Consider the following 13,981-nt stretch of genomic DNA (forward strand, 5'->3'; position numbering starts at 1 on the left):
GGCGGATTTCGCGCCGGGTACTGTATCAGGGACAGTGGGCCCGGCGCGAAATCCGGGCGCGCCACGCCCTTTCGGGGAACGGATGCCGGTGTCTCAGTTTGGCTTGTCGCCGGTTTTCGGCCAGTAGGTGCCGAGCGACCAAACATTGCCTTCCGGGTCGCGGCAGATGAATTCACGGCTTCCGTAACCCCGGTCAGTCAGGCCCTCGAGGATTTCGGCACCAGCCGCTTGCGCGCGCGTGAAAGCCGCGTCCGCGTCATCGACCGCAATGTAGATGGAACGCCCGTTAGGACCGGGTTCGCCGACGATCTCGCCGAAGCGGTCGCAGCGTGAAGACCCAAGCATGATCATGGCTGAACCGAGGGCGAGTTCGGCATGCTGGATGACGTCGCCTTCACCGTAGCTGGCGTGCACGGTGAAACCGAAGGCCTTGTCGAGCCAATCGATCATTGCGGGCGCATCGCGAAAGCGCATGACGGGGTAGAGGCGGGGTGGTTCGACGGACATGGTGGTCTCCTGTCAGGTTGGTCGATGCGTCATCCTGGCAGGACGGCATGGGAGCGTCTTGAACAAATGTTACCTTAGAGCGTTTCCGATTTTCTCGGAAACGCGGAAACGCTCTAACCCTTTGTTTTACGCAATTTCGGACGGAAAACCGCTACGCACTTTTCCTGGAATTGCTCTAGGCTTCAGGCGCGAACGGTGACCACTCAGCCCGAAAGCGTGCTTGGCGTGGCGCCAGCAAAGTCCCGAAATTCACGCGCCAGATGTGCCTGGTCGGCGTAGCCGCAGTCGGCAGCGATGCCGGCCCAGTTGTCATCGCCGCGGCGTGACAGCGCGAGCGCGCGGTTGAAGCGCACCATGCGTGCCACCGTCTTGGGCGCCATGCCGGTGGCGTCGCGAAAGCGCTCGACCAGATGCTTGCGACTCCAGGCAAGTTCAGTGGCTATCGTGCCGATGCGGGCTTTGCCGCCGCTTTCCAGCACCCGCTCCACTGCCCAGGCGACCTGCGGTCCCTGCCCAGGCGTTGCGGCCAATCTGCGGGTGATGAAGGCTTCCACTGTGTCGAAGCGACGGTCCCAGTCAGGTTCGTTGCCAAGCACTTCGCGCAAGGCATGACCTCCCGCCCCCAAGACATCGTCCAATGGTACCATGCGGTCGGTCAGTTCGCTGAGCGGCATGCGGAAGAAGCGCCGTGCGCCGGCAAGCGTGAAATTCACCTGCAGACAGCAGCATTGACCGAAGGAATCGATCAGCACCGGTCCGGCATAAAGGCCGGCAGCGAAACTGTCATAGCGGTCGTCCTTGCCTGGCGTGCGGCCGAGAGCGATCGCAAAGGGCGCTTCGAAATTGATGACCAGCGGCACAGCCAAAGGCGCATATTCGACCTGGCGATAATAGCCGCCGGCCGTTTCGCGATAGCCGCAAATATCAATGACGAAAGACCGCAACCTCGGCGCCGGAGCCCGGCGCAGCACGACAAACTGCTGCGGCGAGGTTTCCTCGTCTCTATCCTTGTATTCGGCGGGCATCGCCATCTCCCAGAGCAATTCCAGGAAAAGTGTATAACGGTTTTCCGCCCGGAATTGCTTAAAAACAGAGAGTTAGAGCGTTTCCGCGTTTCCGTAAAAAACGGAAACGCTCTAACGGCTGAAGCATAGCGGTTGCCCGCCGAAGCCGAAAGGATCGCCCTATCGTTCCCGTCAGGCGCCGCGCAACAGGCAGGCGACCGCAAGGATGACGTAGGCGAGCGTCATGACCCAGAAGGCCGAGATCGCGCCGAGGCTGAACACGCCAAACCCCATCAGCAGAGCGATGACGGCAATGACGACCGTGATGATGAAGACGATTTGGGTAGGTGCGCTGAGATTCATGTTTGGACCCTCTCCACATGATTCGTGCAGAGCAATCCTACCAGTTGTCGGACTAGACCCCAATCAGGACGCGCAAGGGGTTGCTTGGGTCGACCAGAAGCTTGGCGGCAAGCGCGACACAGGTCAGCACCAGCAGTGGCTTAATCAGCTTCGAGCCGACGCGAACGGCAAGGCTCGCTCCGAGCCTGGCTCCCAGGAACTGCGCTATGCCCATGACGATGCCGACCTTCCAGACGATCACACCAACCATGGCGAAAACCGCGAAGGCACCGATGTTGGAAGCGAAATTGAGCAACTTGGTATGGGCGGTGGCTTTGAGCACGCCGTAGCCGGCGAGCGCCACGAAGGCCAGCATGAAGAAGGAGCCGGCGCCTGGGCCGAACAGCCCGTCATAGAAGCCGATGGCCGGGATAACGGTGAAGCCGAGCAGGAAAGGCGACAGCCGCTCGGTACGGTCGACATCGTTCATGTTGGGCTTCAGCGCGAAATAAAGCGCTATGGCGATCAGGATGAGAGGCAACGCGGCGCGCAGTATGTCGCCCGGAACGATCGTTGCGGCGAGCGCGCCGAGCACACTGCCTGCCAATGACATCAGGGCCGAGGGCCATTGCTTCAGCGGGTCGACCTGGCCCTTGGCGGCGTAGGCTAGTGTCGCCGATCCCGAGCCGAACAGCCCCTGCAATTTATTGGTGCCGAGCGCCTCGATCGGCGAGAACCCGGCCAGAAGCAATGCCGGGATGGTGATCAGCCCACCACCGCCGGCGATAGAATCGATGATGCCGGCCACGAAAGCGGCAAGGCCGAGCATGGCGATGGTTTGAACGGTGAGGTCGATCATCGGGCGGAAGGCGCCGGGGAACAATTGGAGGGACAGCGGCGTTCGATCACAGCAGGCACGTTTGCGCAAGGGCCAAACCACGCTACGAATGAACATCGATTCGGGAGGACGCGATGGCGATTGTGCTGCTGGACAAGATTCGTTCGATCTTCGAAGGTGATCCCGGCGTGCGCAAGGTCGCGGATGACCCGGTCCTGTCGGCCGAGCTCCTGATGCTGTTTCGCATGATCCTCGCCGACGGCTCGGTTTCGGAAAGCGAGATGGAGGCATTCCGACGCATCTGTTCCAGCTCTTTCGGTATCCCGGAAGACAGCATCGATGCGGTGATCGAATATCTCAACGAATACGGCTACGAGACCAACGGCTCGCAGGCCGTGGCAATGTTCCGCGATCTCGACACAGAGCGGAAACGATTGCTGGCGCAGCACATGGCCGAGATCGCCAAGGCCGACCGCCATCTTGCCGAGAATGAGGTGAAGCTTTTACGCCGCACGCTCGAACTGCTCGGTATCAGCCCGGTGGACGTGGTGAAGCCTTAGCTGGGTGCTGTGATCGGCCCAATAGAGGGCGGTGATTTGAGCTTCGCTGACAGCTATCTGGGGCGGCTGAGGCAATTGGTCGGAAACCGCCTCATACTGGTGCCCGGCGCACGTATCGTCGTCGAGCGCGAGGACGGGTGTATCCTTCTGCACAAGCGGACAGACTTCAATATGTGGGGCTTGCCGGGCGGCAGCGCCGAGGAAGGCGAGAACATCGAAACGATCATAATCCGGGAGGTTGCCGAGGAGACGGGGCTGGTCGTCAGCAATGTCAAACCTTTCGCCTTCGGCAGCGATCCTCGCTACGAAACCTTTGAGTTTCCAAATGGCGACCGGACCCAGTTCTTCGCGCTGATTTTCTATACGCGTTCATTCACGGGCGAAGCCGCTGTCACGGATGATGAAAGCAGCGCCGTTGGATGGTTCGCTCCCGATGCGTTGCCCGATATGCTGCCCAACATGGCGCGCAGCATGGAAGCCTATGTCCGGTTCAGGAAGACCGGCGAATTCCAGATGATTTAGGCGGCTATCAACGGAGCGGACGCGGTGAGGACGCAGCAGTCGCTGCTTCTGCAATCAGCGCCAACACTTCCTGGCAGGTGCGGACATCGCCAAAACTGCGATAGATATTGTGCAGGGTGGCATTGTGATCTTCGTCTCGCCGCGCGGCATTGGCATCGGCCACCATGATGACGCGCAGCCCAAGCGCATGGGCATCACGTGCTGACGATTCACAGCAGATGTTGGTCACGGTGCCGGTGATCAGGACCGTATCGATGTTGCGCGCCTGAAGTTGCTGCAGCAGGGTCGAAGACCCTGGAAAGAAGGCGCTGTAGTGGTGTTTTTCGATCAGTAGATCGTCATCGCCAACCTTCAATTCGGGCCAGAGTCTGTCCCGCACCGAGCCGCTACCGCCTGATAGGCGATATAGTCGCGAGACTTCTGCCCCGAAGAACTCATCCAGCAGGAGGGCGTTGGCGGGTTCTGCTGAAGGCAGGACCCATGCCACGCAACCACCCTCAGCTCGCAACGCATCCGCCAGCTGGTTTATGTTCGGAATTATACCGCGACAATAACTGCTCTGCGCGACGAAAAATGGCACCATGTCGATGACAATCAGAGCTGTCCGGCTTGACACCAGGTTCTGAAACGCATGCCGCTTTCCACGGCGTTCCTCTTGCCGTGCATATTCGCGCTCTTCGATACGCCAGCGATGCAGCTCGGCCTTTGCGGTCAATGTCTTATCCCTGTTCCTGCATCTTCCTCGCAATCGCGCGGTGGAGATCCGGTGCGGCGGCAACGAGCGCCTGCGCGGCTTCCGATTGCGGGTGGTCAAGGATTTCCTTGGTTGGGCCGCGTTCGACGATCCGCCCCTCGTGCATCACCAACACTTCATCGGTGATGGCACGGGCGACGGTTAGGTCATGCGTGATGAAAAGATAGGCGACGCCGAGCCGGCTGTTCAGATCAGCAAAGAGGTCGAGGATCTGGGCTCTGATCGAGACATCGAGGGCAGATACCGGCTCGTCGGCGACGATCAGCCTCGGTCGCGTGATGATGGCGCGGGCAATCGACAGGCGCTGCCGCTGGCCGCCCGAGAATTCATGCGGATATTTGTCGAGATCTGCGCGCCCAAGCCCCACCTCGTTCAACGCATGCGCCACCATTTCACGGCGTTCAGCCGGTGTTGGTTTCTTTTCCAGCAGATGCAGAGGCTCGGCGACCAGCTTCTCCACCTTCTGGCGTGGATCGAAGGAGCCGTAAGGGTCCTGGAACACCACCTGCATGTCGCGCCGGGCCGGTTTCAACTCCGCTTCGTCGCGATGCGAGATCATCTCACCGCGGAAACGGATTGCGCCGGCGCTCGGCTTGTCGAGCGCTAGGATCATGCGCGCCAGCGTGGATTTCCCACAGCCCGAGCGGCCTACCAGCGCAACCGATTGAGCGGGCGCTATATCAAGCGAAACGTCATCGACGGCATGGATAGGAGTGCCGCGACCGAAGAAGGACGTGCGGCGACCCGGATAAAGGCGCGAGACATTTTCGACCGAGACGAGGGGTGTTTTATTTGGTGTGTCGACGTTCCTTTCTGAGGCAACTCCCTCTGTCGCCTTTGGCGACATCTCCCTCTCAAGGGGGGAGAACGGCCGGCGTTTCGGCACGTGCATCGAGGCCAGGGCCAATTGCCGGGTGTAGGGATGTACCTGCCCGGACAGGGTTTGCGCGGTCTCGCCGGCTTCCATCACCTCGCCATGGCGCATGATGGTGATGCGGTCCGACATTTCGGTGACGACGGCAAGATCGTGCGAAATGAGCAGCAGGCCCATGTTGTTCTCGCGCACGAGATCGCGCAGCAGATCGAGGATCTGCGCCTGCAGGACGACGTCGAGCGCTGTAGTCGGCTCATCCGCGATGAGCAGCTTCGGTTTCAGCGCGCAGGCGATCGCGATGACGACGCGTTGGCGCTGGCCGCCGGAGAGTTCATGCGGGTAGCGCGTCAGCGGGAATTTGGCTTCCGGCAGCCCGACCCGGTCGAGGATTTTCCGGGCGCGCTCTTCCGCCTCGGCGCGGCCGGCCCTGGTATGCCAGCGAATGCCTTCGGCCACCTGCTCGCCGATGGTCTTGACCGGGTTGAGTGCGGTCATCGGCTCCTGGAAGACCATGCCGATGTCATCGCCGCGTAGGGCGCACATCTGGTCTTCGGTGGCTGCAAGGATGTCGATGCCGTCAAAACGCACGCCGCCGTCTGCCTTGGCAGTGAAAGGCAGAAGCTGCATCACGGTCATTGCCGTCATCGATTTGCCGGATCCGGATTCGCCGACCAGGCCGACGACCTCACCGGGTGCGATTGAGAGATCCACATCCTTCAGGATCGACCGGTTGCCGATGGCAAGCGACAGGTTTTCGATCTCGAGAAGGCTCATCGGCGCCGCCGTGATTTCGGATCGAGGATATCGGCGACGCCGTCACCCAGCAGGTTGAGCGCCAGGACCGTGATGACGATAGCCATGCCTGGGAAGATCGCCATCCAGGGCGCCTGTGCCATGCGCGTCTGCGCCTCGAACAGCATGCGACCCCAGCTCGGCATTGGTGGCTGGGCGCCCAGGCCGACATAGGACAGGCTGGCTTCGGCCAGAATGCCCAGCGCGAACTGGATGGTGCCCTGCACCAGAAGCAAGGTCGCGATATTGGGCAGGATATGTTCCAGCGTGATCAGAGCTTTGCCCTTGCCGGCGGCGCGGGCGGCAAGAATGTATTCGCGCGGCCAGATGGCAAGTGCGCCGGCGCGGGCGACGCGGGCAAAGACCGGAATGTTGAAAATGCCGATCGCGATGATGGCGTTGATGGCGCCAGGGCCGAAGATCGCGGTGATCATGATGGCCGACAACAGTGCCGGAAAGGCGAAGACGAGGTCGTTCAGTCGCATCAGCACTTCATCGACAAGACCGCCACGCGCTGCTGCCCAGCAGCCCAGCGGCACGCCGATGCCCATGCCGATGCCGACGGCGACCAGGGCAACGGCAATGGAATTGCGCGCGCCGACCATGATCATCGACAGCACGTCTCGGCCGAAATGATCGGTGCCGAACCAGTGCGCGGCGGATGGGGCAAGTAATTTGTCGGAGATCACCAGTCTGGTAACATCATAAGGCGTCCACAGAAAGGAGAGGGCGGCCATTCCCGCCACCAGCAAGGTGACGAGGAAGCCAGCGATGAAGGATTTGTGATGCAAGGCCCTGGTGGCCAGCGAAGGCAGCTTCTCACGTGGGATTTCAGTCTGCAGCGTCACGAGCGCCCCCGCAGGCGCGGGTCGACCACGGCGTAGGAGAAGTCGACCAGGAGATTGACGAGGATCACGGTTGCGACCAGCAGCATGACGACGCTTTCCACCACGATCAGGTCGCGTTGGGTGATGGCCTGAAAGATCAGCCGGCCGAGGCCCGGCAGGTAAAAGACGTTTTCGATGATGATGGTGCCGGCAAGCAGGAAAGCGAATTGCAGGCCGAGAATCGTCAGCACCGGGATCATGGCGTTGCGCAACGCATGTCGCCAAAGCACGGTACGATAAGGCATGCCCTTGGCGCGGGCGGTGCGGATATAGTCTTCCGACAGCACTTCGATCAGGGCCTGGCGGGTGACGCGGGCTAGGATCGCCGCCTGCGGAAGCGCCAGAGCAATAGCCGGCAAGATCAGTGCTTTCAGCGCTGGCCAGATGCCTGCGCTCCAGCCGGGAAAGCCGCCAGCCGGCACCCACTTCAGCCATACCGCGAAGAGATAGATCAGAAGCAGCGCGAACCAGAAATTGGGCACTGCAACGCCGACTTGCGAAGCGCCCATCGAGACGGTGTCGCCGAGGCGCCCCTGGCGCGAGGCCGCATAAAGGCCAACGGGAATGGCAATTAGGGTCGACAAAGCGAGCGCAATCAGCGCCAGCGGCAGCGAGACGGCGACACGCTCGCGGACCAGGTCGATCACCGGTACCGAATAGGTATAGGAGCGGCCGAAATCGAGCACGGCCAGGTTGCCGATCCAGTGAAAGTAGCGCAGCAGCAGCGGGTCATTCAGCCCCATCTGCGTGCGTACCTGCTCGACCTGCTCGGCACTGGCATTCATGCCGAGCATCAGGCGTGCCGGATCGCCGGGCAGGATCTCCAGCACGGCGAAGACAACGATCGAAGCCAGCACCAATGTAGCAAAGGCGATGGCGACGCGCTTGAGGAGATAGGCGGTCATCGGATGCCGACGTCGTCACGCCACCCCGGTCAATCGTTCCACTTCACCTTGGTGAGGTCATTGGCCGGCACCGGCTGGTTCTGCCACAGGCCTTCGATCTTGGCGTCCCAGACGCCGACCTTCGGCAGTTCGAACAGGAAACCCACCACGGCATCGTCTGCGAGGATCTTCTGCGCCTTGCCGAGCAGCTCCTTGCGCTTGCCTTCGTCGGCGGTGAGATCGAGTTCCTCGATCACCTTGTTGAACTCCGGGTTCTGGTAATTGAAGTAGTAGTCCTTGCGCGCATAAATGCCGATATCGTTAGGCTCGACATGGGAGACGATTGTGAGGTCGTAGTCCTTCTTGGTGAAGACCTGATCCAGCCACTGTGCCCATTCCACCGGGACGATCTCGGCCTCGATCCCGACGTCTCGAAGTTGCGAGGCGATGATTTCGCCGCCGAGGCGGGCATAGGGCGGTGGCGGCAGCTTCAGCGTTACCTTGGTTCCGCCCTCCAGGCCCGCTTCCTTGAGAAGCTCCTTCGCCTTGGCGGGATCGTGCGGATAGGTGCCGGTCAGGTCGACGTAGTCCTTGCTGGACGGGGACATGTGCGAGCCGATCGGCTGGCCGAGGCCCTCCGAAGCGCCATCGATGATTGCCTTGCGGTCGAGCGCATAGGAGACCGCCTGGCGGACCTTGAGTTGATCGAATGGCGGTTTGCCATTGTTCATGGCAAGGATGGTCTCGCCTTCGGTGGAACCGACCACGACCTTGAAGCGCGGATCCGACTGGAACTGGGAGAGGCTGTCGCTTGTCGGCATGTTGGGGAAGGCCTGCACGTCGCCGGACAGCATGGCCGGAACAGCGGCGGAGGCATCGGGAATGAATCGGAATTCGGCCTTGTCGAGATAGACCGGCTCGCCCCAATAATTGTCAGACTTCACAAGCGTTACGGAAGAACCCTTCGCCCAATTCTGGAACTTGAAGGGACCGGTACCGATCGGTTTTTCCTTGTTGGTTTCAGCGCTTTCAGGCGCCACGATCACCGCGTCGCCCCAGCCCATATTGTAGAGGAAAGAGCCTTGCGGCTGCTTCAAAGTGACCTTCACGGTCGTCGGATCGACGACGTCGACGGTGTCGATGGCCGCGAAGAGCTGTTTCTGGGCGTTCTGGGCGTTTTCAGCACGGGCACGATCGAGCGAGAACTTGACGTCAGACGCGTCGAAATCGCTGCCGTCGTGGAACTTCACACCCGTGTGCAGCTTGAACGTATAGACCTTGCCGTCCTCGGAAATCGTCCAACTTTCGGCGAGATCCGGCAGTACTTCGCCGTTGGGGCCGATACGGGTGAGGCCTTCGAAGATGTTGGCATAGGTGACTTCGCGGATGGCGGCAGCGGCACCGGCTGTCGGGTCGAGATGCGGCGGCTCCAGCACCATGCCGAGCACCAGATCGGTGCGCGCGGCGAACGCTGCCGTGCTGCAGCCAAGTGCCACGGCGGTAGCAGCCAAAACCGTCTTCCAGAGCCTCATCGCAATTCCCCTCGTTATTCCGCTTGTTTAGCTCGGGCGGGATAGAAGCGTGAAATTCCAACGGAGTAAATCACGTTTGTTTTCCTCGATGATGTCGATGGGGAAATCTTGTGCCAATATACTGGCGATATCTGGTGCGCCACGGCAGTGGTGACGCGCAACGGGCGGGAGGATGTGACGATGGATGCCGCAACACTCAAGACTCTCCAGGCTCCTCTCAAGGAAACCTATCGCGAGACACCTGAAAAAGCGCTCGTCACCTTGCGCGCCAAAGGCTCGATTGACGACCAGTCGATCGCTTGCAGGGTGGAAACCGGCCGCGCCCTGGCAACGGCGGGCCTTCACCCGGCAACCGGCGGCAGCGGGTTGGAATTGTGCTCCGGCGACATGCTGCTCGAGGCGCTGGTTGCCTGCGCCGGCGTAACACTCAAGGCCGTCGCAACTGCGCTCGAATTCCAACTGGACGGCGCCACGGTAACCGCCGAGGGAGATCTGGATTTTCGCGGCACGCTGGGCGTCGCCAAGGATACGCCGGTCGGGTTCAGGGCAATAAGGCTGGGTATCCAGCTCCAGACAAACGAACCGCAAGAGCGGATCAATTCGCTTGTGAAGCTCACCGAACGCTACTGCGTGGTGTTCCAGACGATCAATCAGCGGCCGGAGCTATCTGTGACGGCGCAGCGGCTCTAGTTTCGCCCACCACGCAACAGCACGTTCAGCCCGATCGCCATGACCTTGGCCGATTGCACCATGTCCTCGATGCCGACCCATTCGTCCGGCCGGTGGGCAAGGTCGAGTATGCCTGGGCCATAGGCGATGCAATCGAAGATATGGCCGATACGGGCAACGTGTTTCTGGTCGTAGGTGCCAGGTGAAATCACATAGTCCGGTTCGCGCTCGAACACCTGCATGATGCCTTCGGCCACCGCCTTGACCACTGGCGCGTCGCGCTCGGTCATCGTCGGTTGCACTTCCATGACATCGCGGATGCGGTAGTCGAATTTCATCCGCTCACGCTTCAACCGATCGAGAATGTCGATCACCTCGCGCTTCACATCGTCCAGCTTTTCTTCGAGCAGGAAGCGGCGATCGATGGTGAGCCGGCATGAGTCCGGCACGTTGGGCGAGGGTAGGCCAGGCTTGAAGTCCTCTGTCTGGCCGCCATGGATCGAATTGATGTTCATGGTCGAGCGGCGCGCCCCTGCCGGTACCACCGGCATCGAGGTCTGTTTTCTGTCGAGTGCAGGGAAGAGGTCTGCCTCGAACGCCGCCAGCACGGCGCCCATGTGGCGCACGGCATTGTCGCCGAGGAAGGGCATCGAGCCATGTGCGATCTCGCCCAGCGTCTCGATCTCGGCCCACCAGACACCGCGATGGCCAAGGCAGATGCGGTCTTTGTTGAGGGGTTCGGGGATGATGACGTGGTCAACCTTGGGTTTTGAGAAGTAGCCTTTGCCAGCCAGGTAGGCGACGCCGCCGAAACCGCCGGATTCCTCGTCCACCGTGCCCGATATCTCGATGGCGCCGGGAAAGTCGGGATAGGCATCCATGAAGGCTTCGACAGCGACGATGGATGCGGCAAGCCCCCCCTTCATGTCGCAGGCGCCGCGGCCGTAGACACGGCCGTCTTTCACCAAGCCGGCAAAGGGGTCGACCGTCCAGCCTTCGCCGGCTTCGACCACGTCGATATGCGAGTTGAAATGCACGGTGGGGCCGGGCGAACGACCGTCGAAACGCGCGACCACATTGATACGCGGATAGCGGTCGTTGTCGCCCGGCGTGCCTTCGCCGCGGATCAGTTCAACGCCAAAACCGCGCTTCTTCAGACGTTCGGCGATGAATTCCGCACAGGGGCGATACGCCTCGCCGGGCGGGTTCACGGTCGGAAAGCGGATCAGGTCGGCGGTCAGCGCGACAAGCTCGTCGGTGCGGGCCTCGATGCCTTGCAGGAGTCGGTCGATCATGCGGGAAGTTGAGCAGGGAAAGGCCATGCCTTGCAAGAGCCCGCATGTTGATCCAACCGCCCGGCGCCAGTTGCGCCGGCAGTCCGTTCAAATCTGCGTCAACAGGCTCGTCGCAAGGTCTTTTGTGTAAAGCTGATCACTGTTCTTTTAACCTTTGAAAGATAGTGTGAGGTGTCGAAAGTCTGGGGAAGCAATGCAAGGAGAGGGATTAGACTCATGAAGAAGTCTGTTCTCATGGGAGCGATTCTGGGGGCGTTGTTGTTGACGAACGTGGCGGAGAGCCGCGCTGACGGCCTGATCGCGAGGGTCAACATTTCGACGCAGACGATGACGGTCAGCCGCTACGGCGAAGTGCTGTATCGCTGGAATGTGTCAACGGCCCGAAAGGGTTACGTGACCCCGAGCGGGAGCTGGAAGCCGAAGCGTCTGCACAAGATGTGGTATTCTAAGAAATACGACAATTCGCCGATGCCCTGGTCCGTCTTTTACCATGGTGGTTATGCCGTGCATGGCACCAATGCGGTGCGGCAGCTTGGGCGCCCCGCCTCGCATGGCTGCGTGCGCCTTGCCACTGCCAACGCGGCGACCTTCTATTCGCTGGTCCGGGAAGTGGGCATAAAGGACACGCGCATCGTCGTCACATATTAGGCTGTAGCCTCATAGCGCGGCTTCAAAGCCGCGCTATGGCAAGCCTATCATGTCGGATTGCGACGTGGCGGAAGTCCTTGAGTTTGAAAAAAACGCTCGATGGAGTCACGCTCGTGGCGGCAGTGTTTGCTGAAGACGAACCGTGAGTAGCATTGATGATGCTCAACCCCTCGCGCAAGTCCGGCAACCGTGATCCGGCGATCACTATCCGTCGCATACTCAAGGTCAATCACGCAGGTGAGTTTGGCGCAATTCGGATTTATGGCGCTCAGATTGCGGTGGCTCAGCGGCTGTTCGCTGATATCGTGCCGTCGCTTAAAGAAATGCGCGACGACGAAATCGATCATTGCCGCCTGTTTCGCGAGGCGATGCCTCCAAGATACGCCAAACCCTGCCGCGTCATGTCGCTTTGGAGCCTCGGCGGTTGCGTACTCGGCTTTCTGACTGCGCTTGGCGGTCGCAACATGGTCTGGATTTGCACCGAAGCCGTGGAACGTACGGTTCATCGACATCTGGAAGATCAACTGACCTTTCTTGCCTCGCGCGATCCAGACCTTCATGCCCTTATTGCTTCGATACAGGAACAGGAATTGGCGCACCTGCGTGAGGCAGAGCACAACCAGAAAAGACAGGGGCCGAGCCACGCAGTGCTGCTACCCATCATAGGCGGCCTTACCGACCTCATGATCTGGCTTTCGACGTGGGGTGATTCAACCTGGATGCGCGTGGAGATGGCTAGGGCCAGAGAGAGTGACTAGGCGAAGGCGTCCACGCTCTTTTGTCCCGGTGTTTCACCGGCCTCAACGTCGATGAAAATGGGCTGCCATGAGGCAGCCCATCCATGAAATCCGATCGAAACAAAACTTACGGCCTGACTGCGGTGACCTCGATCTCGACGAGGAAGCCGGGCGCCGCGAGACCGGCGACCTGGAAGACCGAGCGTGTCGGCAGGTTCGGCTGTTCTTTGGTACCGAAGAACTGCGTGTAACCCTCCATGAAGCCGCCGAAGTCCATTTTGCCACCCTTGGCCGGATCGCCGACCAGGAAGACCTGCATCTTGACGACATCGCCCATCTTGAGGTCGAGGCCGGCAAGCGTTTTCTCGATCGACTTCAGTACCGATTCGGTCTGGGTCTTGGTGTCGCCATAAGCTGCGAGCGAGCCCTTTTCGGCCTTTTCGTCCGCGACGGTAGGTACCGCGCCACTGACATAGACGGTGGTCTTGCCCGCTGGAACCTCGACCGCCTGGGAGATCGGGAAGTCCGAATTCGGGATCTTGTGGCGCACGACGTCTTGCGCCATTGCGCTGCCGGTCATGGTCATCAATGCCGCGACCAAAGCGGCGCCGGTCCGTGCTTTCATAGCCGGTGTTCTCCTTCTTGCTGAAAATGTCGGACGAAGCGGGCCCTGAGGCCCGCCCCCTGTCGTTGGTTAGCGGGCGTCCTTTACGTCCTGCGCGGTTGCGGCATCCTTGTAGTCGTTGCCGAAATGCGTGCGGACGTAGTTGACGACAGCAGCGACCTGTTCGTCGTCGAGCATCTGGCCGACGGGCGGCATGCCCTTTTGACCGTGCAGGATGACATAGATCGGATAGCCAGCCGATTCCAGATTGGCATTCTTGGCGAGTGCTGGATATTTGCCGGCGCCGACTGCGCCTTCACCTTTTTCCATGTGGCAGGCCTGGCAGAGGTTGGCGTAGAGCGCATCTCCCGTTTTCTGCGAAAACTTGTCGCCGGTCGAGAACGTGGCGCCAGCCGAGTCGGCGAAGGCGGCAGGGGTGGAGAGGGCAGTGAGGATTGCCGCTGCTGCGGCGAGGCCGAATGACCTGTTTGTCTTGGTAGTCATGATGACGTGCCTTGCAAAATTGGGGGGA

General features: G+C 60.7%; 17 protein-coding genes. 5 read left to right on the plus strand and 12 right to left on the minus strand.

Annotated elements, in window-relative coordinates:
• Positions 1-93: 93 nt before the first annotated feature.
• The 4 genes from ACFWXH_RS11280 to ACFWXH_RS11295 all read right to left on the minus strand — a co-directional run bounded on the left by ACFWXH_RS11280 (position 94) and on the right by ACFWXH_RS11295 (position 2,712).
• Positions 94-507: a VOC family protein gene (locus tag ACFWXH_RS11280; RefSeq protein WP_054308005.1), complete on the minus strand. Its 414-nt coding sequence runs from the start codon at positions 505-507 to the stop codon at positions 94-96.
• Positions 508-710: 203 nt separating this feature from the next.
• On the minus strand, positions 711-1,532 hold the full coding sequence (locus tag ACFWXH_RS11285) for a helix-turn-helix domain-containing protein (RefSeq protein WP_379120175.1): 822 nt from the start codon (positions 1,530-1,532) through the stop codon (positions 711-713).
• 171 nt (positions 1,533-1,703) lie between these two features.
• Positions 1,704-1,874, minus strand: coding sequence for a hypothetical protein (locus ACFWXH_RS11290; protein WP_379120177.1), 171 nt, complete (start codon positions 1,872-1,874; stop codon positions 1,704-1,706).
• A 52-nt stretch (positions 1,875-1,926) separates the two neighbouring features.
• Entirely contained in the window at positions 1,927-2,712 is a 786-nt protein-coding gene (locus tag ACFWXH_RS11295) for a TSUP family transporter (protein ID WP_379120179.1), read from the minus strand.
• Between the two features lie 113 nt (positions 2,713-2,825).
• On the opposite strand from ACFWXH_RS11295, the gene ACFWXH_RS11300 reads away from it, so the two are divergent.
• A complete protein-coding gene (locus tag ACFWXH_RS11300; protein ID WP_379120181.1) occupies positions 2,826-3,251 on the plus strand; it encodes a TerB family tellurite resistance protein in 426 nt (141 codons plus the stop codon).
• 36 nt (positions 3,252-3,287) lie between these two features.
• Positions 3,288-3,773 (plus strand): NUDIX domain-containing protein, encoded by a 486-nt coding sequence (locus ACFWXH_RS11305; RefSeq protein ID WP_379120182.1) that lies wholly within the window; start codon positions 3,288-3,290, stop codon positions 3,771-3,773.
• Positions 3,774-3,780: 7 nt separating this feature from the next.
• On the opposite strand, the gene ACFWXH_RS11310 is transcribed toward ACFWXH_RS11305, so the two are convergent.
• The 5 genes from ACFWXH_RS11310 to ACFWXH_RS11330 are packed head-to-tail and all read right to left on the minus strand — an operon-like array spanning position 3,781 to position 9,496.
• Positions 3,781-4,488 carry an isochorismatase family protein gene (locus ACFWXH_RS11310; RefSeq protein ID WP_379120184.1) on the minus strand — a complete coding sequence of 236 codons (708 nt, stop codon included), beginning with the start codon at positions 4,486-4,488 and terminating at the stop codon, positions 3,781-3,783.
• A 4-nt stretch (positions 4,489-4,492) separates the two neighbouring features.
• Entirely contained in the window at positions 4,493-6,175 is a 1,683-nt protein-coding gene (locus ACFWXH_RS11315; RefSeq protein WP_379120186.1) for an ABC transporter ATP-binding protein, read from the minus strand.
• Positions 6,172-7,041, minus strand: coding sequence for an ABC transporter permease (locus tag ACFWXH_RS11320; protein ID WP_379120188.1), 870 nt, complete (start codon positions 7,039-7,041; stop codon positions 6,172-6,174). The genes ACFWXH_RS11315 and ACFWXH_RS11320 overlap by 4 nt, the downstream gene beginning before the upstream one ends.
• On the minus strand, positions 7,038-7,985 hold the full coding sequence (locus tag ACFWXH_RS11325) for an ABC transporter permease (protein ID WP_379120190.1): 948 nt from the start codon (positions 7,983-7,985) through the stop codon (positions 7,038-7,040). Before ACFWXH_RS11325 ends, ACFWXH_RS11320 begins: the two co-directional genes overlap by 4 nt.
• A 29-nt stretch (positions 7,986-8,014) precedes the next feature.
• Complete coding sequence (locus tag ACFWXH_RS11330; RefSeq protein ID WP_379120192.1) at positions 8,015-9,496, minus strand: ABC transporter substrate-binding protein; 1,482 nt, start codon at positions 9,494-9,496, stop codon at positions 8,015-8,017.
• A gap of 180 nt (positions 9,497-9,676) precedes the next feature.
• Between ACFWXH_RS11330 and ACFWXH_RS11335 the strand changes: the two genes are divergently transcribed.
• The gene (locus tag ACFWXH_RS11335; RefSeq protein ID WP_379120913.1) at positions 9,677-10,186 is read left to right on the plus strand and encodes an OsmC family protein; all 510 of its coding nucleotides are present in this window, start codon (positions 9,677-9,679) and stop codon (positions 10,184-10,186) included.
• On the opposite strand, the gene ACFWXH_RS11340 is transcribed toward ACFWXH_RS11335, so the two are convergent.
• Complete coding sequence (locus ACFWXH_RS11340) at positions 10,183-11,460, minus strand: acetylornithine deacetylase/succinyl-diaminopimelate desuccinylase family protein (RefSeq protein WP_379120194.1); 1,278 nt, start codon at positions 11,458-11,460, stop codon at positions 10,183-10,185. The two genes, ACFWXH_RS11335 and ACFWXH_RS11340, sit on opposite strands and share 4 nt — an antisense overlap.
• Positions 11,461-11,676: 216 nt before the next feature.
• Between ACFWXH_RS11340 and ACFWXH_RS11345 the strand changes: the two genes are divergently transcribed.
• Both ACFWXH_RS11345 and ACFWXH_RS11350 read left to right on the plus strand, forming a co-directional pair.
• Positions 11,677-12,108 carry a L,D-transpeptidase gene (locus tag ACFWXH_RS11345; RefSeq protein WP_379120196.1) on the plus strand — a complete coding sequence of 144 codons (432 nt, stop codon included), beginning with the start codon at positions 11,677-11,679 and terminating at the stop codon, positions 12,106-12,108.
• Positions 12,109-12,266: 158 nt separating this feature from the next.
• Positions 12,267-12,866 (plus strand): demethoxyubiquinone hydroxylase family protein, encoded by a 600-nt coding sequence (locus ACFWXH_RS11350; RefSeq protein WP_379120916.1) that lies wholly within the window; start codon positions 12,267-12,269, stop codon positions 12,864-12,866.
• Positions 12,867-12,972: 106 nt separating this feature from the next.
• Here ACFWXH_RS11350 and ACFWXH_RS11355 read toward each other — a convergent pair whose 3' ends face one another.
• Complete coding sequence (locus ACFWXH_RS11355) at positions 12,973-13,470, minus strand: RidA family protein (protein WP_054307996.1); 498 nt, start codon at positions 13,468-13,470, stop codon at positions 12,973-12,975.
• A gap of 69 nt (positions 13,471-13,539) precedes the next feature.
• Positions 13,540-13,953, minus strand: a complete 414-nt coding sequence (locus ACFWXH_RS11360) for a c-type cytochrome (protein WP_379120198.1) — start codon at positions 13,951-13,953, stop codon at positions 13,540-13,542.
• Between the last annotated feature and the right edge of the window lie 28 nt (positions 13,954-13,981).

Origin of the sequence: Mesorhizobium sp. NPDC059054 (assembly GCF_042739215.1) — a bacterium.
Classification (GTDB): Bacteria; Pseudomonadota; Alphaproteobacteria; order Rhizobiales; family Rhizobiaceae; genus Mesorhizobium.

Bases quoted from the DNA above. Each gene is read 5' to 3' on its own strand.
- ACFWXH_RS11280 (WP_054308005.1), bottom strand. From the start codon at position 507: ATGTCCGTCGAACCACCCCGCCTCTACCCCGTCATGCGCTTTCGCGAT.
- ACFWXH_RS11285 (WP_379120175.1), bottom strand. From the start codon at position 1,532: ATGCCCGCCGAATACAAGGATAGAGACGAGGAAACCTCGCCGCAGCAG.
- ACFWXH_RS11290 (WP_379120177.1), bottom strand. From the start codon at position 1,874: ATGAATCTCAGCGCACCTACCCAAATCGTCTTCATCATCACGGTCGTC.
- ACFWXH_RS11295 (WP_379120179.1), bottom strand. From the start codon at position 2,712: ATGATCGACCTCACCGTTCAAACCATCGCCATGCTCGGCCTTGCCGCT.
- ACFWXH_RS11300 (WP_379120181.1), top strand. From the start codon at position 2,826: ATGGCGATTGTGCTGCTGGACAAGATTCGTTCGATCTTCGAAGGTGAT.
- ACFWXH_RS11315 (WP_379120186.1), bottom strand. From the start codon at position 6,175: ATGAGCCTTCTCGAGATCGAAAACCTGTCGCTTGCCATCGGCAACCGG.
- ACFWXH_RS11325 (WP_379120190.1), bottom strand. From the start codon at position 7,985: ATGACCGCCTATCTCCTCAAGCGCGTCGCCATCGCCTTTGCTACATTG.
- ACFWXH_RS11330 (WP_379120192.1), bottom strand. From the start codon at position 9,496: ATGAGGCTCTGGAAGACGGTTTTGGCTGCTACCGCCGTGGCACTTGGC.
- ACFWXH_RS11335 (WP_379120913.1), top strand. From the start codon at position 9,677: ATGGATGCCGCAACACTCAAGACTCTCCAGGCTCCTCTCAAGGAAACC.
- ACFWXH_RS11340 (WP_379120194.1), bottom strand. From the start codon at position 11,460: ATGATCGACCGACTCCTGCAAGGCATCGAGGCCCGCACCGACGAGCTT.
- ACFWXH_RS11345 (WP_379120196.1), top strand. From the start codon at position 11,677: ATGAAGAAGTCTGTTCTCATGGGAGCGATTCTGGGGGCGTTGTTGTTG.
- ACFWXH_RS11350 (WP_379120916.1), top strand. From the start codon at position 12,267: ATGCTCAACCCCTCGCGCAAGTCCGGCAACCGTGATCCGGCGATCACT.
- ACFWXH_RS11355 (WP_054307996.1), bottom strand. From the start codon at position 13,470: ATGAAAGCACGGACCGGCGCCGCTTTGGTCGCGGCATTGATGACCATG.
- ACFWXH_RS11360 (WP_379120198.1), bottom strand. From the start codon at position 13,953: ATGACTACCAAGACAAACAGGTCATTCGGCCTCGCCGCAGCAGCGGCA.